Genomic DNA, 22,498 nt, shown 5'->3' with positions numbered 1-22,498 from the left:
CACTATTTTTTAATTGTGTTGATGAAACGTTATGCAGGGAAAATATAAACAACTGCTTCTAGTGCATTGTCTTTCACATTCTTATCAAATAAGAAAGAAAAAATTGTGGTTTTCTCTACTACTTTTATAGCCAGAGTATCGTCATGCCCATTCAAGATTGACCAAGTGTCAGGAAATCCGATATTAGTCTTGAGGTTGATAAATTTAGCATAAATCTACTAAATTACAAGTGGCTCACTTGGTTTATTAGCATCTCCCTAATAATTAAATGAACCACTTTTAATTCAGACAAGTACAGACTTAGCTCTAACTCTTTTGACACAGCAATTGTATGTAGTTACTGCAATATTTAGGGTTCTAGTCAGAAAGTATTTTTTTGAGTGTCAACTCTGATATCTGCCATACAATCTTTTCTCAATATAGAGATGTTTTTAAACATCTCTATATTTCCAGTGTGAGAGCAAAACTGCAAGGCTTATGCGACGACTTTTCAGAATTTGGTACAGGTAGCACGGAGCTTCACCTTCATTATCAGTTTTCGGTTCCTAATAGAAGAAGGATTTTCGGCTTTGCTGAGTAAAAGTATGAATTTGTATCACGCAGAGAGAAGTCTGAGCGGCGGCTTCCGCTGTAGACGCTTTTGCGGTGAATCAGCCACACGTGCGGTGAAGCAGTCCGATCTTGGGGTTTCTCCAAATGAAGGAACTGCTGTTAGCGCAGCGTAAAGCCAACTCTTAGAGAGGCTGCGCCCTAAGCGGAGCTATGCCACAGGCTTTACGGCATAGCTTCTCTACGAGACGCTAACGCGAACGCTTAGAGCGACGCTCTTGAGCGTCACCCGGAGGGCTTGCCGTAGGCATCAGAACTTCTCCTAAAGGAGACCAAGGCGTAGCTTGCTTCCCCGTAGGGGTACGGTAGCCGCAGAGACACAGAGAATAAGAGTTTGAGGATTGAATTTTTAACCTTTCATACTGAAATTCAGCAACGCCGGATTTTCAACAAAGTTTATCCTTGTGGTAGCCCAGGCTTAAAACTGCTGAAGTTGCTGCTGTTGTATCCATCAGCCTCACTTATAGAGTGGGAGTTGGTTAGACATTTACAATAATTGTGCCATTGGAAGTAACAACCGAGGTAGAGGTTATAGCAACGACTTTTCAGTAGCGTAGAGGTAGTAAAGTAACCTAAAAATTTCTCAATGGCATATCAAGGCGTAATTTTGGATATAGATGGGACACTTGTTCTTAGTAATGATGCCCATGCTCAAGCTTGGGTAGAAGCATTTACAGAATTTGGCTATGAAGTAAAGTTCGAACAAGTCCGACCGCTGATTGGCATGGGAGGCGACCAGATTATTCCTAAGTTTGCGCCAGAACTTTCTGATCAACAAGGAAAAGGCAAGGAAATCGCCGACAAACGCAAAGAACTGATTGTCAACAAGTTTGGAACAAATCTGACTCCCGCCACTGGTGCGCGGCAACTAATATTGAAGATGCAAAATGAAGGGTTACGTTTAATCATCGCTAGTTCAGCAACGAGTCAAGAACTATCAGTGTTGCTGAAAGCTGCACAAATTGATGACCTACTAAGTCAGGATGAAGCGGCAACATCTAGCGATGCGGAAGCTTCTAAACCCGACCCAGATATTGTTGAAGCTGCTTTGAAAGAACTGAATATCCAACCATCTGACGTAGTGATGCTGGGCGATACTCCCTACGATATTGAGGCTGCAAATAAAGCTGAGGTTGACGTGATTGCTCTTCGTTGCGGTGGTTTTGATGATAGTCAATTAAAGAATGCGATCGCAATTTACAACGATCCGGCCGACTTGTTAACACACTATGACACTTCACCTCTAGTAACCAAAGCAATGACAAGGAAATAATCGTTTAAAAAATGGTCACCTAGATCCCCCCTAACCCCCATTCCCTATTTTCGCGTAGCGGTAAGTGCGGGAAGAGGAGTTATCTTCAAAGCCTCTCTCCGCCCAACAGGGTGGCTCTCTTTTTAAGGGACTGGATCTGAGTGCGTCCTGTACTGCTCATTTATTTCCGGACACAACTTAGTAAAAAGGAAATTATCTGTGATTAAGAGTATTGGATACGCAGCCAAAAGTGCAACTACACCACTGAGCTTGTTCAGTTTCGAGCGGCGAGAGCTAGGCCCAAACGATGTACAAATTGAGATCCTTTACTGTGGCGTATGTCATTCGGATCTGCATACAGTCCATAACGAGTGGAAGAACACGATTTACCCTGTTGTGCCTGGGCATGAGATCGTTGGTCGTGTAGTGAAGATTGGTGAACAGGTTTCTAAGTTCAAGGTAGGCGAGGCTGCGGGTGTTGGTTGTATGGTACCTGCTGTACCTGTCCAAACTGCCGTGAGAGCTTCGAGCAGTACTGTGATAATGAAATTATCTTCACCTACAACAGCCCAGAGAAGCAGACAGGGAAAATAACTTATGGTGGCTATTCAAACCAGATAGTCGTGGATGAAAATTACGCGCTACGCGTTTCGGAAAAGCTGGATCTCGCTGGCGTTGCACCGCTGTTGTGTGCGGGTATCACGACGTACTCGCCCTTGTGCTACTGGAAAGTTGGTAAAGGGGATAAAGTCGGTATCGTTGGGCTTGGCGGATTGGGACACATGGCGCTAAAATTTGCCCATGCTTTTGGAGCCTACACTGTGTTATTTACAACGTCTTCAGGTAAAACTGAAGACGCCAAGCGTCTCGGAGCCGATGAGGTTGTCATTTCAAAAAATAGCGATGAGATGAACAAGCACATCAACAGCTTCGACTTCATTCTCAACACGGTTTCTGTATCGCACAATCTGGACGCATATACTGGGTTACTTAAGCGTGGTGGTACGCTGTGCTTGCTTGGTATACCGGAACATCCGCACCCGTCGCCCAACATTGGTAACTTGATTTTTAAGCGCCGAGGAATTGCCGGCTCGCTGATCGGGGGGATTCAGGAGACACAAGAAATGCTCGACTTTTGCGCTGAGCAGAATATCGTCTGTGACATAGAACTCATACCGATTCAGAAGATCAACGAAGCGTACGAGCGTATGCTCAAAAGTGACGTGAAGTACCGCTTTGTGATTGATATTGCATCGCTTAAGCAAGAATGAGAGTAACAAAAGCAAAGGGTAGGGTGTAGTAAAACGAATAAAAGTAGAGACTGAGGGGGGCGATTATTAATAAACCTCTTGTTTACTCCACCCATTGGGTTTTCTACATATTGTGAGAACGTAGAAGAACCGTTGATACTAAGTAATATTCAACAATCGTTCTCTCCCCTGCCATCTTGATAATAGGTGGTAGGGGTTTATTTAACTTGAGCCAATGGTATGAGCTAATTGGCGAAACTTTCATTTAATGTGATCGCTGACGTTTAGAGTGACGTCCGCTTTAGCTCTATAGCTCGTATTACATAGATTGCAAATTTGCGAATAAGTTATACAGTTCTGAGAACAGATTAAATTTTACTACCTTCACTTGCAAGGTAAAATATCTTTCTACTCCACACTTGTTAGATGATTAAGATTTGTAGTTTCAAGAAGTTAGGCCGTTTTCAATTTTTCTCCAAATGTAATGGTTCGAGCTTGCACTGTTGGGATTAAAGTCCAACCTGACTGACGCAATTTGTGATAAGTCGCCCATCCTTTTGAACCGTGGGGGATATCATAGTCTGGTACAACCTCCGGACGATTTCTGTAAGGTTGCCACGGTTGGTTTGGTGCAGTTCTTAAGTGCAAAATCATTTCACTATTACTTCCCATTGTAGGGAGCCAACACATTTGTCCAGTCATAGTTAAAATCCTTGGAAATAGTTTTTTACTGTTTAAAACTTGTTTGCTTAATTAATATCATCAAGCAAACAGAATATTTACTAATATTAAATAGTTGTTAAAAAGCATAAAAAATGTGTGAGGTTACTAACGGATTTCAAGTAATATCTGGCGAAATACAATAATTTCACTCTTCACTTACAATATTTAGAGACCATTTATAAAGTAAATCTTTAGACAACAAGACGACGTAACATAATACGAGTCATGACAGCATATATAGCTGCTTCACTCATTTCTGGGAGACGCTCATAATCCTTACTAAGACGGCGGTACTGGTTAAACCACCCAAATGTTCTTTCTACTACCCAACGTTTGGGCAAAATCTGAAATTCTTGCTCAGTACGCCGCATTACCTCAACATGAGCTTGAATCATTAACCAAACACAAAGCGCAAATTTATCCCCGTCATAACCGGAATCAACCCACATGACTTCAACTTTTTCCAACAATTCTGGACGTTCCTCTAGCAGTTCCATCAAAGCGTAGGCAGCAAGTAATCTTTCTGGGGCATTTGCTTCACTAACCACCACTTTCAACAAGAGTCCTAGACTATCAACCAAAGTCTGGCGTTTTCGTCCTTTTACCTTTTTACCCCCATCAAAGCCATACACATCCCCCTTTTTTCAGCCGTCTTTACTGATTGGCTGTCTGCTGCGATGCCTACGGCGAGCTTTGCTAACGCAGTTGGTTGTGTTGATTTACCTAATTTCAAGCGAACCTGACCACGTAGTGTATGGTTTAATTTTTCCCAAACCCCTTTGCGCTGCCATTTCCTGTAGTAGCTGTAAACTGTTGAACTGGGAGGAAAGTCTGCTGGAAGCATATTCCATTGACATCCAGTTTTTAAGTGATAGTAGATCGCATTGCATACTGAGCGCATATCAGTTGTGCGCGGATGCCCTCCTCCTTTGGCTGGTGGAATTAAGGGTGCCAGGATTTCCCACTCCATATCATTCAAGTCTGTGGGATAAAACTTTCGTGCCATGAGCAACTATGTAAATATACTGTACATGAGGTATTTTAATCCTTGTGGTAATCCCCGCCTGGTCGCCTTTTGATTTACTTTATAAATAGCCTCTCAGAATTTCAGTGGATCAGCCGAGAAAGTGATGTTTTAATTCGCGTCACTAGTCTTGAATATGGAGAATTTCTCGTTCTCAACGAATTGCAATTACGCTATCAACCCCAAATGCCACGCTGGATGCGTGCATATTCTGCGCTTGCTGAAGAAAAATATAATTTACCCACCTACCCTGTTTTAATCAATATCCTCAAAACTGGTAACGAAGCAATACCTACAAGCTTTACATCGAATCTTGCAGGATTACAGGTAGTACAAGATTACCGTGTGATTAATCTCTGGGAAGTCGATGTCAACATTGCCTTTGAACAACCCTTACCCTCATTGCTACCGTTTGTACCAATTCTTAAAGGTGGTGAAAATGAATCTACCATTAGAGAAGCATTGCAGATTCTGCGTGCTGATGAACAACTAAACCAACTGGAAACCGTCTTAGCTTTTTTTGCTACCTTTGTTTTAGAGAGTGCCTTAGTTCAGGAAATCATGAGGTGGGATATGGCTGTTTTATATGAGTCACCCTGGTATCAGGAAATTTTACACGAAGGAGAAGCACGCGGAGAAGCACGTGGAGAACGGCGAGGAATACTTTCTAGTATTGAAATTAATTTGGAGTTGAAATTCGGCAACAACGGGTTACTGTTGATGCCACAAATCAGCGAAATTAATGATATAGAGCGTTTGAAGACGATTTTACGTAATGTTGTAACTGCAAATAATATTGAGGAATTTCAGCAAGTTTTGTAATTGAAGACAGATATTTACCTATTATTCATTTCCCAGGTAAGCTTCAATTACAGCTGGATTATTTCTGACAACAGCGGGTTCACCCAAAGCAATTAGTTGTCCAAAATCTAACACGGCAATGCGATCGCACAAACCCATAACTAAAGGTACATGATGTTCAATCAGGATAATCGTCAAATTGAAGCGATCGCGAAGACTGCGGATGAATGTACTTAGTAGCTGTTTTTCGTTAGGGTTCATACCCGCAGCAGGTTCATCGAGGAGTAAGATTTGCGGTTCTAATGCTAAAGCGCGGGCAATTTCTAAGCGACGTTGATCACCGTAGGGAAAGTTTTTGGCTTTTTCGGTGGCGCGATCGCTTAAGCCAATCATATCCAATAAATCTAAAGCTTTCTGCTTACTTTTAGATTCTTCACTTGGGGCTGGTGGTAATCCCAAAACTCCTGTAATCACACTACTTTTAGTATGCAGATGTCGGGCAATTATCACATTTTCTAACGCTGATAATTCTCCAAATAAACGAATATTTTGGAAGGTACGAGATATCCCTAAAGCAGCAATTTTGTGCGGACGCAACCGAGAAATTTCTGCACCTTGATAAAGTAATTCTCCACTAGAAGGCGGAATAAAGGCAGTAATCAAATTAAACAGTGTGGTTTTTCCTGCACCATTAGGGCCAATTAGTCCAAAAATCTCATGTTTATTTACTGAAAAAGATACATTATTTACCGCCACTAACCCCCCAAAACGGCGAGTTAATCCTTTAGCTTCTAAAATAACACTGCTGTTAACTGTTGGGATACTGTTTGACATTATTTTATTTTTGCATATTAATTAGTTAAGTAATCCCAATCCTCCATAAGCTTGCACTTAATAATTGCTCCTTTTTCCTTTGCGTCCTTCTCCCTTGGCGCTAGCCTCTCCCTTTGGGAGAAGGGGAGACGCTAACGCGTAGCTTGCTTCTCCGTAGGAATATGCGGTTCGTTTAAAAATATTAAGTGCATTATCATAGCGAATTGGTATTATAAATAATTTACTTTTGCGATACATTGCTTTGCCTATCTCTAATTTTGCGTCTTTGAAAAATATCTGGAGTTACCAATCCTTGCGGGAAAAAAATTGTACCTATTACTATTAGTAAACCAAAAATAATTAATCTCCCATCGCGCAAAAACTGTGCTAACCAAGCAGGTAATCCACCTGTGTCAGCTATGTTTCGTAAAATTTCTGGTAAGGCGGTAAACACCATACCCCCTACTACCGAACCTAAAAAAGTTCTTGAACCACCAATCAATACAAAAGTTAAATATATAATACTTGCATCAAAAGTACCTTGGCGAGCATTCCAGGTATTAAGAAAGTGAGCGCTAATTGCTCCTACTACCCCTGCAAGAATTGCTCCGAGAGTAAAAGCTAAAACTTTGTAATAAGTTGGGTCAATTCCCATCGCACCCGCAGCTAATTCATCTTCGCGAATAGCGATAAATGCTCTTCCTACACGAATACGTTCTAGGCGATAGATTAATACCATACTAATTATTAGTAAAGGTAGAGCAATCCATAAATAGCTGATTTGAATATCGAAAGGTTGGGGAATATTAGGAATCCCGATCGCACCGCCTGTAATATCTAAATTTAGGGAAACTACTCGCAAAACTTCTACAAATGCAATGGTGGCGATCGCTAAATAAATTCCGCGTAATCGTAATACAGGAACTCCTACTGCTATACCTAAAAAACCACATAAAATTCCAGCAATTAGCATTTCTAATAACAGCAGAGGAATAGGAAATAAATTAGCAGCAGGGGTAGCAAACACTGTGGTAGATAAAATTGCCGCAACATATCCACCAACAGCATAAAATCCAGGGCTAGCTAAAGATAATTGCCCAGCCATTAATGGCAAATACAAAGATAAACCGAGCAATGCCCCTAATACCATAGAGACGATAATTGCACCGTAAGTAATGAAAAAATCTGCCATTTTTAAATATTTTGATTAAGCTTAATCAAGCTATCGGTCTTGTGAATTTATACCTTTTGAATAAAGCGCCGTCCAAGTAAACCTTGAGGTCTTACTAATAGCATAATAAACAATATTCCAAAGGCTACGGCATCTTTAAAAGCAGAGTATTCACTTGGTACTAAAGCTTCTGCTAATCCAATTACCAAGCCTCCTAAGACTGCACCAGGAATACTACCTAAACCACCTAAGACAATTACTGCTAAACCCCTCAAACCGAAAGCAATACCGAAATATGGGCCAGCAATGCTAACACTAGAAGCAACTAAAGTTCCTGCCAATCCTGCCAGAAAACTACTGATGAAGAATGTTAAGATAATAAACCTGTCACTATTAATTCCTAATAAACTAGCAGTAGTTGGATCTTCTGCGATCGCCTGCATTGCCTTACCATATTTAGTACTATTAATAAAGTAGGTAAGAATTGCCACAAACACTACAGATACAGCAAAAATTACCACCTGTACGCTGCGAATAGGAATTGGGTTTTCTGGAGTCCCAAAGTTAATAGCTGGTGGTAAATTACCGTAGGTATTAGCTGGGAATGTGTAACTTTCTGCGCCTACTAAATACTGAATTAAGTTGACAATTACTACAGCCACACCCAAGCTAGAAACAACTGTCAGCAAAGGGTCAGAACCTTGACGCCGCAAAGGTTGAAAAGCAATACGTTCCATTGCTACTCCCACCAATCCTGCTAAAATACTTCCTAAAAATAAGGCGATCGCAAATGGTAATTTAATAGGTAAGGCTGCATTAGCTAACAAACCGTTAAATCCAAAGCTACCACCCATGAGTGCATAAGTAAAATATGCACCCAAGGTAAAAATCGCACCATGAGCTAAATTAATAATGCCCAAAATGGAATAAACCAGGGTATATCCTAAAGCAAAAATCGCGTAAACGCTGCCAATGGATAACCCATTTAACAATTGCTGCAAAAACAGATTTATAGTCATGAAAACCTATTTGAGAAATGTAAATTTACCCTGATTTCCATCTTTATCCATTTTGATTTGAGCAACATAAAATTCTTTTTGTACTACCTCACCTACAGGAGTAAAAGCAATTTCACCCAGGGGTGTATTATATTTTGCAGATAGTAGCTGTTTGTTCAAGTTTGTTCGTAATTGATTCAGAGGTAATTTATTAACTTTACTTTGCTTATCTAAACTTTGAAGAGCTTCTACATAAACCTGTACCGCAGCAAAAGCCTGAGCGCTAAATTGAGGTGGTTCTTTCTTGTATTGGTCAACATAAGCTTTCCGAAATGCATTGTTAACTTCACCTACTTGCTCAGGACTGTAAGCTTGAGCAATCAACACACCGTCACAAAGTGCTTTACAAACTGGCAATATATTTGAAGTATTGAGTCCATTACCACCAACAATTAAACCTTTATAACCTAGTTCTCGTAGCTGTCGGACTAAGTTACCACCATCCGCAGCTAAACCAGAAATAATTACTAAATCTGGTTTTAGGTTAATAGCATTGGTTGCTTGACTCTGAAAATCTGTGTCACTTGTTTGGAACTTCTGCACTGTTACTAATTCCAGCTTTTGATCCTTCACGGTCTGCTGGAAAATCTCCGTTTCTGACTTGCTAAATGCATCATTTTGAGCGTAGAAAACTGCAACTTTTTTAATCTGGGGATTTTGCTTTAGTGCAGCTTTCACTGAGTTAGGAGCAACAATAGAAACTGGTGCAGACACACGAGCAACATAATCACCAATTTCCGGTATGTTCTTAGCAGTATTTGAGGGGCCGATTACTGGTACTTTGGCGCGTTCGGCAACGGGGTCAGCGCTAAAGGCTTGCTGTGATAAAGTTGGGCCGACAATCCCAATAACTTTATCTTTATTAATTAGACTTTGAAAAGCATTAATTGCTCCAGCTTCATCACCGCTAGTATCTTGAAATATCAATTTAATCGGAGTGCCGTTGATACCACCTTTATCATTGAAATACTTCTCAGCAATTTTGGCTCCAGCAACTTGCTCTTGACCCAGTAATGCGACATTGCTAGTTTGTGCAACAGCAATACCAATAGGTATTGCACCAGATGTACTTGTTGTAGTTGTGGTGTTAGTCGCGGTGTTAGTTGTATTATTAGCTGAACTTGCACCTGTTTGAGTACCTCCGCCACAAGCTGTTAGAAATATAGTACAAGTAGATAATAACGCTGTTGTCCGAGCAATAGAGTCTTTCATTGATGTATGACTATGTAGTTATTAGACCAAGTGCAAAAAAGTGTTTGAATCTGTTTTAGCTTTTGCAAGGTTTTATTAAATCATTTTTATTTGACCATGCAAAGCGAAAAACGCAAAGTGTTTGTCAATACAAATTATTAGACCTCTTGGATATATAACATTTTTTTGTCTCACGCAAAGACGCAAAGAAGAGCGCAAGATAATTTTATCATTGGCAGGTTCTACGTGGGGATTGCTTTACTAAGTAAGCTAGCTAGTTTATCTGTAGAAGTAGTGTCTTAATATTGATATTCCAATACACACCCAGAAGACGCATAATTAAACAATTAAGTTAATTGGTTGTGTAAGAGTAAGTGGCGGTAAAATCTTAGCAATTATGCAGGTTTGAGAATACCCCAAGGCTTGGAGTGCAGCTATACAATGGGTAGCTTGCTCGTTTGGAATGGAGGCTAAAAGTCCGCCGGCGGTTTGTGGGTCAAATAATAGGGGATAATTAGGGTGAGACTCAGCTAATACCCTATTTTGAATGTAAGTTGATATTCGTAGGTTTTCTGGTTGAAGTGAGCTAAAAATCCCTTTTTGCAACGTTTCAATAGCACCTTTTAAAACTGGAATAGCTGCAAGTTGTAACTCAATAGCAACGTGGGAGGCTTGCACCATTTCCATTAAATGTCCCACCAAGCCAAAGCCTGTAATATCAGTACAAGCAGTTGCCCCATGTTGCAATAAACAATTGGCCCCAGCTTGATTGGATAATAGCATCGACTCAACTGCACTATCAATCCAACTACCTTTGGCTTGGCGGCGCATATCAGCAGCAAATAACGTTCCTGTTCCCAGGGCTTTGGTTAGAATTAGCACTTGTCCTGGTTGCATCCCACCTTTGCGTAGCAGTTTATCAGAATCAGCCACACCATTACAAGACAAGCCAAAAGCTAGTTCTGTGCCTTCACTGGTGTGTCCGCCAATTAACGGCGCTTGTGTTTGATTTAGTACCTTGACAGCACCAGATAATAATTGATATAGCGTTTCTTCAATTTTGCTGGGGATAGCGTAGGGAATGGTGGCGATCGCAAGTACACTATGAGGAGTAGCCCCCATTGCAAAAATATCGCTCAAGCAATGATTGGCGCTAATTTGCCCAAATATATACGGGTCATTAATTAAACTGCGAAAATAATCAATCGTTTGCACCAGCGATTTACCTGTTGGTATTTGTATCACTGCTGCATCATCCGGTGCATCTAAACCAATAACGATATCTCGTCTGTCTTTACCAATTGGTTGTTCTTGTTGAATGCGAGATAACACTCGTTCTAAAACTGTAGCGCCAACCTTAGAACCACATCCAGCACATTTAAGAGTGCTGAGTTTTGAGTTCTGAGTTATGAGTGAAGAGTTAGAAGTTAAGAGTTGAGATTTCCCCAGTCGCCAGTCCCTAGTCCCCAGTCCCGTACTAAAACGTTCCATAAAGCGGCGGTCAATCCAATCTTTCCAACGCCACAATAGTTTATGAGGTGGTAAAGTGAAAGCACCTTTTGTTGCGATCGCTCGTCCATCTCCTGTACCAATTAAACTTAAATATTGTTGCTGTGGTTTATAAGGTTTGAGCGACTTACCTAATAAAACCCGCTGTAAGTTTTCAAATAAAGGCTTACCTTGACGCACAGCAAATACCCCCGCTTTCGGACGGGGATAATTAATCATTGTGGCGACATCACCAGCAGCAAATATGTGCGGATGCGTTGAAGATTGTAATGTGTCTTCTACTAGGATAAACCCTTGCTGATCAATCTTTAGTCCAGATGCTTTTAACCAGTCTGGTGCTGATGCTTGTGTTACCCAAAAAATTTTATTACACTCTACTGCCAAACCAGATTCACATTTAATTTTAAATCTTTCTCTAGCTTCTTCGTGTGTCATTGGTTCGACATTACACACACTTTCGCCAAGATGCAGCTTAATACCTTGCTCAATTAAAATTTGCTGAATTTGATGTCGTGCCGATTGATGATAGTTCGGCATTAATTCTGTATCACGCTGGAATAAATGAATTGCTAAATTTTGAATTGGTTGTTGATTTCGATGCAAAATCTGAAGCAAATTAGATCGCATCGATAGCGCCAATTCTACACCGCCTGCACCTCCACCTACAATCCCAATACTTATTGGTTCTTGCGGGTTTTTCGCTACTGTTTCAATTAGCTGATGCCAATGTTTTAGCAGATGCGTTACTGGTTTAGCCGCAATTGCATATTCTGCTGCACCTAATACAGATATAGCAGAGGGAGTACTGCCAATATCAATGGACAGCACATCAAAATCTACAGCAGGTCGGTTAGCACAAACAACTTTATTGTTTTCTAAGTCAAGAGCAACTACTTTATCAATATACAACTGTGCTTGAGCAAAGTTTGCTAAGGGCCGCAAGTCGATATGGCATTCATCATGGCTGTAAAAGCCAGCAATATGTCCTGGTAGCATCCCAGAATAGGCTGTGTCTGAAGCGGCGGTAATTAACGTTAAACGTACTCCTGGCAAAGGTTTCATGCCAAACATTCTCAGCACAATGGCATGGCTGTGACCGCCACCAATTAGCACTAGGTCTTTGATTATCGGCTGTAAGTTTTGCTGCATCTAACATACGGTTAATTCATGTTTGGATACCCGCCTGCACGGAGAAAAGTTTTTTGGAAGGTTTTCTGGAAAATATTGCAAAATATGAATTTTCTCCTAAGATTCATTTTCTAGATTACTATCTTCACTAATTATATATTATGTAATATTTTTTACTTAGTATAAAATTTATCTTTTAAGCTAATACACCCTAGTAATCTAGTCTTTAAAAAAGGCTCTTGTGATGCATCCTAACAAAATATTTAAATTAAATAACTGACTGCTAGTTATTTAATGATTAAGCATAAATAAAATCATCAGGATGAGCATCAATTGTCAGTGAATAAAGAAGAGTAGTTAGTAAAACTGACGATTGATGACTTAGGCGATCGCGTGTGTTTATTTATATCTACTTACGGAAAAGTTATATTTTTCTTGCTTCGATCACATTAGTACTTATATTTACTACTTCACTTAATCTTGACTATACATGAAGCAATAGCACACACTACTAAAACGAAAAAATTCTATAATCGCTTTAGTTATGTTAACAGTAATTATTAATAGTTTTATGTAATGAAAAATATTTTACAAACAAACAATAGTTTTCTAGCAAAAATCTTACTTCGGGTACATCCTATCCAGGAAAAGTTTAACTTTACTCGATATCAGTCACCAAAACAACGTTTAAGAACAGCAATTGAACAATTAGCGAATAATACAATAGAAACTAGTCTGGTCGTAGTCAATGATTTAGAGCAAATCAGCCAGGAATATCCACAATACCACTGGTTAATTATGGATATTTTGACTACTTTTGTGCGGAATAATTCTCCTTATATACCCCAAAAGAAAATAATAAGCAATTCAACAGTAAAAATTCGCACAGATATTCAAGCAGCCCTTACTGTTATTGCTAGAAGAGATGCAAATAAAGACCCAGAAAATGAGCAAATTGATTTGAGTCATACCGACATGAGGGGAGTAAATCTGAAAGGGGCAAATCTAGAACAGACAAATCTCTATCAAGTTAATCTCTCTGGGGCAAACCTGAGAAAAGCCAACCTAGAAGGAGCAATCCTGAGTGCAGCTAACTTAGAAGGGGCAAATCTCACAGAAGCCAACTTAAAAGGAGCAATTCTCAGCGCCGCCAACATGGAAGGAGCAAACCTTTCTGGAGCCAATCTGCATCGGGCAAATTTATATTTAGCTAGGCTGTGTGGGACAATCCTTGATGGTGTCATACTCAACGAGGCAAATCTGAGGGAAGTGAAATTCTCGGAATAAAACATCAAAACAGTCAAGCTGGTAGATATTTATTAACAAGCCACTCTTAATGAGAGGATATCTCTTTGGGAAGCATTGCTGAGCAACTTCAGTACTTGTTACTCAGAACTTACCACTACTGTTGTGCGTCTATGCACTAAGTTGCCCAAATAAAATCAAAATTTTAGTCTATTAAAATGCCATCCTTAATTTAAATAAGTCTTTTGAGACATATCAAAAAATTAAGCAAAATGGTATACTGTTATTCCCTAACATCTAAGTAATAATTCTGGATTGTGAGGAATATTTCTACCATGTCTGCTAACAAGACAGACGCCCTGTTGAAATGGTTAATAACCATCACAGTTATATTTGCCCTCTCATTAACTGTAATTTTCTTCGCATTGTCCAGCATTAAGGAATTGTCAACTCCAGAAAAGATACAGTACAGAAACCAAGCATTAATAACTACTGCAATAGTTTTTTTAGTATCGGCAGCAATTTTTAATGCTTACTACGCGGCGAAGCGAACCCAAGCTATGCATAAAAATGCCTTAGCGGAACTCCTCCAATGGAGGCTCGCTGCTGAAAAAAACCTGGAAATTGACATTCAAAATGCCAAACTCAATCAAGATAGGTTGATTGCAGAACGTTTTATGGCAGCGATCGCACAGCTTGGGCATGATAAAATTGAAACGCGAACAGGCGCAATTTATGCATTAGAACGAGTTGCTCAAGATTTTCCTCAAGAACATTGGACAATTATCCAAATCCTCACCGCCTTTGTGCGAGAGAATGCACCAAGCCAGCAAGTGCAAGTAGAGCAACAAAAATCAGAATACTCACCAGCAGTTTACTTGGGTAGGCGGAGAGTTAGGTCACGTACTACACAACAGTTAGAGCAAAATTTATATGAAGAATCGCCTAAAATTCGCACCGATATTCAAGCAGCCTTAACAGTGATTGCACGACGCAATTCACTCGAAGATCCCTTAAATCAGAAACTTGATTTACGCAGTACCGACATCAGGCGAGCAGACTTGGTAGGAGCTAACCTACAACAGGTAGACTTGCGTGGAGCTGACTTGAGTGGGGCTGACCTACGTGGGGCTGACCTGCGTGGAGTTGACCTTGATGGCGCTAAACTGGTTGGATCTATTCTCTATGAAACCAAATTGCAAAAAGCTGGATTGAGTGGAGCTAATCTCTGCTGGGCGAACTTAAATCGCGCTAATCTGTCTGGAGCAAACCTGCGTTCAGCTAACCTTTCTGGTGCAAGTCTGCGTGCAGCTGACCTCTCTGGGGCAAACCTATATAAAGCTAACTTGCAACAAGCCACCTTGAAAGTCGCCAACCTCTGTGGAGCAAAGATGTTTCTGGCTAATCTGCAAGGAGCAAAGCTAGGTAAAGCCAACTTGCACCAGACGGGATTAATTGGAGCTAACTTAAATGGAGCTAACTTAAATGGAGCTGACCTCTCTGGAGCTAACTTGAATGCAGCCAAACTCAAGCAAACAGAAGTCTATTTTGCCAACCTCTCAGAAGCCAGCTTAACTGAAGCTGACCTGTATCAGGCAAACTTCATTGGAGCTAACCTACAGCGGGCAAACCTCTATCAAGCCAACTTGACTCGCTCGAACCTGATGGGAGCTAACCTATTTGGGACAAATCTCGTTGATGTCAAACTCGAAGGGGCAATCTTGACAGGTGTGAAAAACTTAGAATCACAACAGATTTTAGTAGCACTTGGCGATCGCACAACTCGCTTACCTGATTATATGGAAGCACCAACACATTGGCGGCAATCTGGTTAAGTAAACTGAGCATCAATTAGTTATTTGGGCGCATTCTACCAATTTTATCAAGTGCTATAGTATCTACCAAAAATCTGTCTAACAATTCTAAAAATAATAAATATTTTTATGAATTGTTAACATGATTTTATTACTATTAATTATAACTAGCCATACACATAACATTGCCTTTTCCAATGACATAAAATAGTACATTTGTGCTAATTAAAGTGCATTGTTTGCAAATATTAAAGAATTCGGAACACAAGAGACTTTGCGCTGATTGTTCGCCTCTGGCGTCTCCCTTTGGGAGAAGACCACCTTTATTGAAATTTGGCAGAGGTCTTAAGCGCGTTTATACCCCTATAGGGAAGCAACCTACATTTACCAGTAGTACATAATTCATTCTGACTACTGTACAGACGCGTAGACGCTCGAAGAGCGGCTTCTCGTAAGAGTATAATCGCGTCTCTACTCTTGGCTCCTGACTCACCTCGGCTGCACTCGGTGGTCACCGAGCGCAGTCGAGGTGCGACCACCTGAATTCTGCTTTGATAAAACCTATATAGATAATGTTTGTTGCTCAATTAGGTTTAAACACTGACACTTCCTACAGTCTTTGTTTTGCAGACTTTTTTTGTATATTTCTGTAACTTCCAGTATCCAAGGCAAAAGTGGCATCTAAACACCATTTGCGTTCATATTATTTAAATAATTTATAGGAAATAAATAGATGTTTTATTATGCAACAGATTCATAAAATTATCAATTTTATCAGTGTTTGTACGGTATTAAATATTCACCTGACCTCTTAGGATAAACCTAAATAAACTTCCTCAAGGAGTCAGTGATGAAGACTCACAACTTGTCTTTAATAAAACTAAATGAATTAACTAGTTTATTACTAGTTATTGCAGTTATATCTATTTTCCCTTTAACTTTAATATTCTCATTTTTTTCCGATATTCAAGGGCTATCAAATCTGCAAAAAGTAGAATACATCAATCAATTATTAACAGCTATTGCTATAATTTTTGGCGGATTAGCAGTTTTGAGTAATACTTACTATACATCAAGGCTCTCTGTGGATTCAGATCAGAGCTTAGTAGCAAGACAAATACGTAGGATATTAGGTTGGGATAAAGATATTAAATTGGGCGGAACTTTTCAACAACAAACTATAGAAGAATTTGCTCCAGAACGCTTTTCTAAGGCAATTGAACAGCTAGGAAATGATAAAATTGAAACGCGATTTGCCGCTATTTATGCTTTAGAACGAATTGCAAAAGATTCTCCAAAAGACCATTGGACAATTATGGAAATCCTCGCTGCTTTTGTCAGAGAGAATGCTCCAGTCAGGCAGGAAGATGAAATTGAGTTAAGGGAATTATTAAAACTTCCTACAGATATCCAAACGGCACTAACTGTCATCGGACGACGTGATTCACAAAACGATCCGGTAAATCAGAAACTAGATTTACGCAATACAAACCTCAGTGGTGCAGACTTAATGGATGCTAACCTTTTTGGGGCAATCTTAATAGGAGCCAACTTGGAATGGGTGAACCTCATCCGAGCAAACCTTTCTGAGGCAGATTTATCGGAAACCAATCTCTGTGGATCAATTCTCTATGAAGCTAACCTGCAAAAAGCCATACTTTCAGAAGCGAATCTGCAAGAGGTAATCCTCAGAAAAGCAAATCTTTCTCAGGCAATCCTTTATAATGCCGACTTGGAAGGAGCAACCCTTTATGATGCGAATTTGCAAGGAGCAATTCTTGATAATGCCAATTTAGAAGGAGCAATCCTTTGTGACGCTAATCTGTGTGAAGTAAACTTCGAGGGTAGTAACCTCCAACAAGCAAATTTAATTGGAAGTAATTTGCAAAGAGCAAGTCTGGTTGGAGCTAACCTAGAAAATGTCTTACTCAGTACAGCTAATCTGCAAGACGCTGACCTACAAGAAGCAAACCTCTATGAAGCCAAATTACAAGAAGCAAACCTGATTGGAACTAACCTACTGGAGGCATTTCTTCAAAAAGCTAATCTTTCTGGGGCAAACTTAAGCAAATCTGTACACCTAGAATTAGAGCAGATTGAATTAGCAATTGGCGATCGCACAACTATTTTGCCAGAAAATCTTGAACTACCAGTACATTGGCGCTAACAATCACTTGAAACTTAAATATATTCTTATAGAAATGGGTCATGGATAATTGTCAATATCCGTGACCCATTTCTATCAATTAGTAGAAGAAGTAATATAATTATTAATGGCTTTATATAGTAATACAGTTTAGTTAAGTATTTCTTTCTTCTCTTGGCGTCCTTCTCTGCGTTCGCGCAGCGTGTCGCAGACAGACGCTATGCGAAGGCGGTAGCCTGCGGCAAGCTGCTGCGCGTCTACGTTAAAAAAATTGACTTTGGCAAAGAATTTTAGCCTTAACTGAACTGTATTGCTTTATATAGAATAAAAAAATTTATAAATGGTTACAGAGTTAGGTGTATCTTTCAGTCGATTAGTTATTATCAATCGGTAAATAATTTTTCTATATTTGGATAAAAGCAACTCCCAAAAGTAAGATATTCTCACACGTATAATGGGGCTTGTGTATAAAATTAATTTTAAGTAAAGTTGTCATAAGAGATACTATTGAGGGAGGCTAATAACCTCCCTTTCATGATAGTTGAGGTATTAACTTTTATTTAGGAATTAGATGATTTTTCCTGCTTAGCTTTTTTGAGTAATTCTATGTAGACATTAACCTCGCTGACTTCTAAATCATGCTCAACTCTAGTTACTTTCCATTTCTCCTTTTTTAGGTAAACTTCTTCTCCTATTCTGGGAGTAAATTGTAAATCATAAAACTTTTTTACAAAATCTTTTTGATTTTCTTCCCAGAATATTACTTTTGTTACTTCTTTACTCATTGGTTCTCCCTTTTTTGTTGCTTAATGAAACTCAGTAGTTTACTAACATCGCATACCGTAAGTTTATCTTACTAATTCAGCGTAATAGCGTAGTTAAAACCACATTTTTTGCATGATATTTTTGTATAGTTGCTGATTAAAAGATGATTACCGTCTTTAGACGTCTGAAAAATCATATCTTTGAGAAGAGCGTTGCAAACGAATACTGACTAAGTTATCAAAAATAATCAAAATTTATACTGTACCAATGGGAGATGGTAAAAAGTTTAAAGTTGCAGAAACTAATAGGTAAATGTGGAAACAAACTTAGTGCAAGTCTAAAATTTTTATTAATTTGTTTATTGAAATTGTAAATTCTTGATTCTAAATTTAAGCACTGATATTTTTGTGCCTGCTATAAAAATATTTTAGATATTAAGAAAATAAATGAATGCTAATACGATCACATTATCGTTGCCGAGACTGGAACTTGCTTATTTGGAGCCTCAGTACTTCCTTTACTAAAGAGAAGTACCTTCGTTTGCAGTAATGGTGTCATTTTGATTTGTACCAATTACATTTACAAAATTCTTCACCTTGACTATTATTGGCGACAAACCGACAACTCTGATCTCTAGTCTTTCTTTAGACAAGTCAGCTACTATTGATACATTTGTGTTATCAGAAGTAGCATCAATGCTGTTAGCCTGTCCCCTAGCACCAATGACGGTTTCAAAGAAATCTTTAAACGTGTCAGTTCCAATCGCACCTTTTTGGATAACCACTGGCTGAACAATCACAGCTTGTCCTAAATCGCTGTAGTCAATAATATCGGTACCTTTTCCACCGGTAATGATATCATCACCGGGACTGCCAATAAATCTGTCATTCCCAGGAGTTCCGACCAAAGTATCGTTTCCATCAGTGCCTATAATTTTTGCCATAATCTTGCTGCCCTGCTATGAAAGTAACTGCTGTATAGTAACTTGTTATCAACCACGTCACATCTAAACTTCAAGTGTTTGTCCTGTTATCTTTGTTGTTCCTCCAAGTTCGAGCAGATAAGATGATTCGGCATAGAGTACATCTGAGACATTCGCCAATAAGTACTATTTTTGAAATAAATACATTTTTGTTAGGTGAAACTGGTAACATACTCGTTACAGTTTGCGTTTACGAGTTAAAACGTAAAGACACTCATTTATTTAGGTGATTGTTCGCTTGTGGCTAAGTAGAGCAATTACCTACTTTTTATGTATTAATAATTTTGGGATGAGGGGGCTAGCACTGCAATCGTTAAAGTATTGCAACAAATATAATTGTCAGAATCAATCCCTGTGGTTAGGGATTAGTCATGGCGATCGCTCATACGGAACTGCGATCGCTTCTCTACTGCATTAAGCCGCCATCGCTTCTATAGTTTAAACTATTGAGCATTTGATTCAGTTGCTCAAAATATTGCGTATCGCCGCAGCTATCTCTCAGGTTACTTATACAGAAAGCTCCGACTTGCTGGAAAATAACCGTCGCTTTCATAAATTATTGACTACTGGTGTTGAAGTTGAATATATTCTCAATGAAGAAATAGTTAATCTTATAGTTGGTTCTGGAGTATGAGCAACAGCCACACCTGCTGCTGTGGCTAGCAGAGATTGAGTAACTCTCGCTGATAATCAACATCTGCTACTGTGCGGTCAACTCTGATTTAACACTATAATCACTTTTATTTATCGTATTGAACAAAAAGAATATTTGTTCCTATCGTCTGGGCAGCGTACATTGTAAATGTCCGGTTAAACCAAACGCCAGCGACGCAACTAGGTACAACATGAATCCATTTAAAACATTATTTGTAAACAAAACTGATACGGTAGTTAAGATACAACAACCCAAGCCAGAACAAATTTTTATTGATAATCAACAATTAACTTCAGGGCAACGCCTTGCTGATAAATTAGCAACTCAAGTCGGTTCTTGGAAATTTTTGATTTGCCAAAGCACCGTTTTGGCAGGATGGGTCGGTATAAATTTAATGCCAGGGGTTCCTCACTGGGATGCGTCACCGTTCATGATGCTCAACTTAGTATTTTCATTTGCCTCAGCTTACACAGCACCAATTGTTTTGATGAGTCAGAATCGCCAATCTGATACTGACCGGAGGAACTCTGAAATTGACCACCAAGTGAATTTGAGAGCTGGACAAAATATTGAACTACTGCATGAAAAATTAGATACTTTGCATTCTCAACAGCTTGCCGAACTAAGCCAAATTGTCAAAGAGCAGCAGAAAATGCTCCGGGAACTAAAAGTAAATTTAGTGTCTACTTCCCAAGAGACTAAAGAAAATCGAGTCAGTATAGTCCCAGGATTCAATGTTCAAATGAATGATAAATTTTCCAATCTAGCTGCCGTTAATCAAGCTAGCAATCGTCAACTACCAATTGGAGATAATGTCAAAGTTTTTGACCAGTACATTCGTCGCCAACCATGAGTTACAGCCAGTTTTGTTATCTTCCAATAGAGTGCGAGTCTAAATTTTAATAACTTAATGTATTTCTATAGATTAAAGTCTTGACTCTTCCACTGTTAATTCAGCACAAACTTCGTAGAGTTTTAATACAAACAAATATTAGCTTGAATTTAACCTATCAGTTTAACTGGGACGTTACATATCCACACTTGGACTAGTAGCGACTTTCCAGATTATTTGCAGACATCAACTAGATAACAGTATACAGAACACCAGTGTGCTGATGAAGGAGAGATAGAAATGAACGAACTTATTAGTGCCATTGCCACTGGAATTACAGCTTTTACAGCCACAAACTTGGATGATTTAGTTATCCTCACGCTATTATTCTCGCAGGTGAACGCAACTTTCCGTCGTCGGCACATAGTCATTGGTCAGTATCTGGGCTTCTGTACTCTGGTCATTGCTAGCCTAGTTGGTTTTTTAGGAGGCTTGGTACTGCCATCCCATTGGATTGGTCTTCTAGGTTTAGTACCCATCACCCTTGGACTAAATCGTCTGCTGAATCTAGAAAGCGATTTGTCCTCCGAGACCAATTCGGAAACAGAATTTTCTCATTCCTCTAACTTTGCTAGCTTTTTGTCTCCTCAAGCTTATAGTGTAGCGGCTATTACCATCGCTAATGGTAGTGATAATGTAGGTATTTATATGCCCTTATTTGCTAATAGCACTCTCTGGGAGTTACTCGTAATAGTTGCAGTCTTTCTGTTACTAGTTGGGGTTTGGTGCTATATAACATATAAACTAACTTGTAAAAGAGCGATCGCTAATCTGCTAACACGCTACGGCAATAATTTTGTTCCCTTTGTATTGATAGGCTTAGGTGTATTTATTATCTTAGATAGTGCCTCGCTAACTCCAATTACTTTGACAGTTTCTTGTCTATCTTTAATGGGATTTATCAAAATAATTCAAATTTCCAAATTTAGAACTCAAAGTTTGTAAACAAAACAATATGAAAGTCTTTCCTACTTCTCTAGCAATATTAGTACTTTTAATCAACTTAGTAGTTGCATCTCCGTCTTGGGCAGAAACACATCTTTCCTTAGTTAGCAATCCTGAATCCTTTGAAGTTGGACAAAAAGTTATATGGCTCTACAAAGCCCGTGCTGACTCTACTGATGTTCAAAAAATCCCTGCTGAAGTAGTTAAATTAAGCTCTAAGCAAGTACAAATTCAAGTACGCAAGAATAATAACGAATTTATTAATCGATGGGTGAATCCAAGCAGGCTTGAGAATTTTCCCAATCTTAAAGAGCCAAGATTCAAGTAAATGTTAGTCGAGCCAGCTACCAAACTACCTAATAGGTAAAGATTTCAACCTCTTTTCAAAGGTCTTTGGTCAGTTACATCAACCATGTACTTCCAAAATTGAGATATTATCTCAGACAATTAATCAATTATAATTATTTAATCAAAAAATAATCCTATTTGCTTTTATTAATTACTTTGCTTAAAGTAAAGTCATAA

Annotated in this window: 21 protein-coding genes; 12 read left to right on the top strand and 9 right to left on the bottom strand. The window is 39.2% G+C overall.

From position 1 onward, the window contains the following. The first annotated feature begins 1,195 nt into the window (after positions 1–1,195). The 3 genes from WKK05_RS05580 to WKK05_RS05570 all read left to right on the top strand — a co-directional run bounded on the left by WKK05_RS05580 (position 1,196) and on the right by WKK05_RS05570 (position 3,132). Positions 1,196–1,882: an HAD family hydrolase gene (locus WKK05_RS05580; protein WP_341528778.1), complete on the top strand. Its 687-nt coding sequence runs from the start codon at positions 1,196–1,198 to the stop codon at positions 1,880–1,882. Positions 1,883–2,080: 198 nt separating this feature from the next. Continuing rightward, entirely contained in the window at positions 2,081–2,455 is a 375-nt protein-coding gene (locus WKK05_RS05575; protein WP_341528777.1) for an alcohol dehydrogenase catalytic domain-containing protein, read from the top strand. Between the two features lie 29 nt (positions 2,456–2,484). Then, complete coding sequence (locus WKK05_RS05570) at positions 2,485–3,132, top strand: NAD(P)-dependent alcohol dehydrogenase (protein WP_341528776.1); 648 nt, start codon at positions 2,485–2,487, stop codon at positions 3,130–3,132. A 432-nt stretch (positions 3,133–3,564) separates the two neighbouring features. Here WKK05_RS05570 and WKK05_RS05565 read toward each other — a convergent pair whose 3' ends face one another. Further along, on the bottom strand, positions 3,565–3,813 hold the full coding sequence (locus WKK05_RS05565) for a hypothetical protein (protein WP_341528775.1): 249 nt from the start codon (positions 3,811–3,813) through the stop codon (positions 3,565–3,567). A 212-nt stretch (positions 3,814–4,025) separates the two neighbouring features. Then, positions 4,026–4,840, bottom strand: a protein-coding gene (locus WKK05_RS05560; protein WP_341528774.1) for an IS5 family transposase whose coding sequence is annotated in 2 segments (ribosomal slippage) — positions 4,026–4,480 and positions 4,480–4,840 — 816 coding nt in all. Because the reading frame shifts where the segments join, the coding sequence is not laid out codon by codon here. Positions 4,841–4,909: 69 nt separating this feature from the next. Here WKK05_RS05560 and WKK05_RS05555 point away from each other — a divergent pair. Next, on the top strand, positions 4,910–5,680 hold the full coding sequence (locus tag WKK05_RS05555; protein WP_341528773.1) for an Rpn family recombination-promoting nuclease/putative transposase: 771 nt from the start codon (positions 4,910–4,912) through the stop codon (positions 5,678–5,680). A 21-nt stretch (positions 5,681–5,701) separates the two neighbouring features. Here the strand turns inward: WKK05_RS05555 and WKK05_RS05550 are convergent, their stop codons facing one another. From WKK05_RS05550 to selD, 5 genes are all read right to left on the bottom strand, one after another. Next, positions 5,702–6,493, bottom strand: a complete 792-nt coding sequence (locus WKK05_RS05550; protein ID WP_341528772.1) for an ABC transporter ATP-binding protein — start codon at positions 6,491–6,493, stop codon at positions 5,702–5,704. Positions 6,494–6,713: 220 nt separating this feature from the next. Next, positions 6,714–7,664 carry a branched-chain amino acid ABC transporter permease gene (locus WKK05_RS05545; RefSeq protein ID WP_341528771.1) on the bottom strand — a complete coding sequence of 317 codons (951 nt, stop codon included), beginning with the start codon at positions 7,662–7,664 and terminating at the stop codon, positions 6,714–6,716. Positions 7,665–7,711: 47 nt separating this feature from the next. Further along, a complete protein-coding gene (locus WKK05_RS05540; protein ID WP_341528770.1) occupies positions 7,712–8,662 on the bottom strand; it encodes a branched-chain amino acid ABC transporter permease in 951 nt (316 codons plus the stop codon). Between the two features lie 6 nt (positions 8,663–8,668). Then, a complete protein-coding gene (locus WKK05_RS05535; RefSeq protein WP_341528769.1) occupies positions 8,669–9,913 on the bottom strand; it encodes an ABC transporter substrate-binding protein in 1,245 nt (414 codons plus the stop codon). A 318-nt stretch (positions 9,914–10,231) separates the two neighbouring features. Further along, entirely contained in the window at positions 10,232–12,550 is a 2,319-nt protein-coding gene (selD, locus tag WKK05_RS05530; protein WP_341528768.1) for a selenide, water dikinase SelD, read from the bottom strand. Between the two features lie 555 nt (positions 12,551–13,105). Between selD and WKK05_RS05525 the strand changes: the two genes are divergently transcribed. The 3 genes from WKK05_RS05525 to WKK05_RS05515 all read left to right on the top strand — a co-directional run bounded on the left by WKK05_RS05525 (position 13,106) and on the right by WKK05_RS05515 (position 17,755). Next, entirely contained in the window at positions 13,106–13,816 is a 711-nt protein-coding gene (locus WKK05_RS05525; RefSeq protein WP_341528767.1) for a pentapeptide repeat-containing protein, read from the top strand. Between the two features lie 293 nt (positions 13,817–14,109). Continuing rightward, positions 14,110–15,609 carry a pentapeptide repeat-containing protein gene (locus WKK05_RS05520; protein WP_341528766.1) on the top strand — a complete coding sequence of 500 codons (1,500 nt, stop codon included), beginning with the start codon at positions 14,110–14,112 and terminating at the stop codon, positions 15,607–15,609. Between the two features lie 829 nt (positions 15,610–16,438). Next, on the top strand, positions 16,439–17,755 hold the full coding sequence (locus tag WKK05_RS05515) for a pentapeptide repeat-containing protein (RefSeq protein ID WP_341528765.1): 1,317 nt from the start codon (positions 16,439–16,441) through the stop codon (positions 17,753–17,755). A 539-nt stretch (positions 17,756–18,294) separates the two neighbouring features. Here the strand turns inward: WKK05_RS05515 and WKK05_RS05510 are convergent. Further along, positions 18,295–18,519, bottom strand: a complete 225-nt coding sequence (locus WKK05_RS05510; protein ID WP_341528764.1) for a hypothetical protein — start codon at positions 18,517–18,519, stop codon at positions 18,295–18,297. Positions 18,520–19,019: 500 nt separating this feature from the next. Next, positions 19,020–19,442 (bottom strand): hypothetical protein, encoded by a 423-nt coding sequence (locus tag WKK05_RS05505; RefSeq protein WP_341528763.1) that lies wholly within the window; start codon positions 19,440–19,442, stop codon positions 19,020–19,022. A gap of 265 nt (positions 19,443–19,707) precedes the next feature. Between WKK05_RS05505 and WKK05_RS05500 the strand changes: the two genes are divergently transcribed. The 5 genes from WKK05_RS05500 (at position 19,708) to WKK05_RS05480 (ending at position 22,301) form a co-directional block, all read left to right on the top strand. After that, entirely contained in the window at positions 19,708–19,899 is a 192-nt protein-coding gene (locus WKK05_RS05500) for a hypothetical protein (RefSeq protein ID WP_341528762.1), read from the top strand. Between the two features lie 45 nt (positions 19,900–19,944). Further along, positions 19,945–20,115 carry a hypothetical protein gene (locus WKK05_RS05495; RefSeq protein ID WP_341528761.1) on the top strand — a complete coding sequence of 57 codons (171 nt, stop codon included), beginning with the start codon at positions 19,945–19,947 and terminating at the stop codon, positions 20,113–20,115. Positions 20,116–20,326: 211 nt separating this feature from the next. Further along, positions 20,327–20,989, top strand: a complete 663-nt coding sequence (locus tag WKK05_RS05490; RefSeq protein WP_341528760.1) for a DUF1003 domain-containing protein — start codon at positions 20,327–20,329, stop codon at positions 20,987–20,989. A gap of 279 nt (positions 20,990–21,268) precedes the next feature. Beyond that, positions 21,269–21,973 (top strand): cadmium resistance transporter, encoded by a 705-nt coding sequence (locus WKK05_RS05485; protein WP_341528759.1) that lies wholly within the window; start codon positions 21,269–21,271, stop codon positions 21,971–21,973. Positions 21,974–21,983: 10 nt separating this feature from the next. Next, entirely contained in the window at positions 21,984–22,301 is a 318-nt protein-coding gene (locus WKK05_RS05480) for a hypothetical protein (protein WP_341528758.1), read from the top strand. The last annotated feature ends 197 nt before the right edge of the window (positions 22,302–22,498 follow it).

The sequence above is a fragment of the Nostoc sp. UHCC 0302 genome, assembly GCF_038096175.1.
In the GTDB taxonomy this organism is placed as follows: domain Bacteria; phylum Cyanobacteriota; class Cyanobacteriia; order Cyanobacteriales; family Nostocaceae; genus UHCC-0302.
This window is presented reverse-complemented; position numbering and strand designations above follow the sequence as displayed.

What these genes read in the sequence shown, in the direction of transcription:
- WKK05_RS05510 (WP_341528764.1), bottom strand. Translation starts at nt 18,519, where the DNA reads ATGAGTAAAGAAGTAACAAAAGTAATATTCTGGGAAGAAAATCAAAAA.
- selD (WP_341528768.1), bottom strand. Translation starts at nt 12,550, where the DNA reads ATGCAGCAAAACTTACAGCCGATAATCAAAGACCTAGTGCTAATTGGT.
- WKK05_RS05520 (WP_341528766.1), top strand. Translation starts at nt 14,110, where the DNA reads ATGTCTGCTAACAAGACAGACGCCCTGTTGAAATGGTTAATAACCATC.
- WKK05_RS05565 (WP_341528775.1), bottom strand. Translation starts at nt 3,813, where the DNA reads ATGACTGGACAAATGTGTTGGCTCCCTACAATGGGAAGTAATAGTGAA.
- WKK05_RS05505 (WP_341528763.1), bottom strand. Translation starts at nt 19,442, where the DNA reads ATGGCAAAAATTATAGGCACTGATGGAAACGATACTTTGGTCGGAACT.
- WKK05_RS05485 (WP_341528759.1), top strand. Translation starts at nt 21,269, where the DNA reads ATGAACGAACTTATTAGTGCCATTGCCACTGGAATTACAGCTTTTACA.
- WKK05_RS05540 (WP_341528770.1), bottom strand. Translation starts at nt 8,662, where the DNA reads ATGACTATAAATCTGTTTTTGCAGCAATTGTTAAATGGGTTATCCATT.
- WKK05_RS05525 (WP_341528767.1), top strand. Translation starts at nt 13,106, where the DNA reads ATGAAAAATATTTTACAAACAAACAATAGTTTTCTAGCAAAAATCTTA.
- WKK05_RS05535 (WP_341528769.1), bottom strand. Translation starts at nt 9,913, where the DNA reads ATGAAAGACTCTATTGCTCGGACAACAGCGTTATTATCTACTTGTACT.
- WKK05_RS05490 (WP_341528760.1), top strand. Translation starts at nt 20,327, where the DNA reads ATGAATCCATTTAAAACATTATTTGTAAACAAAACTGATACGGTAGTT.
- WKK05_RS05515 (WP_341528765.1), top strand. Translation starts at nt 16,439, where the DNA reads ATGAAGACTCACAACTTGTCTTTAATAAAACTAAATGAATTAACTAGT.
- WKK05_RS05550 (WP_341528772.1), bottom strand. Translation starts at nt 6,493, where the DNA reads ATGTCAAACAGTATCCCAACAGTTAACAGCAGTGTTATTTTAGAAGCT.
- WKK05_RS05545 (WP_341528771.1), bottom strand. Translation starts at nt 7,664, where the DNA reads ATGGCAGATTTTTTCATTACTTACGGTGCAATTATCGTCTCTATGGTA.
- WKK05_RS05580 (WP_341528778.1), top strand. Translation starts at nt 1,196, where the DNA reads ATGGCATATCAAGGCGTAATTTTGGATATAGATGGGACACTTGTTCTT.
- WKK05_RS05480 (WP_341528758.1), top strand. Translation starts at nt 21,984, where the DNA reads ATGAAAGTCTTTCCTACTTCTCTAGCAATATTAGTACTTTTAATCAAC.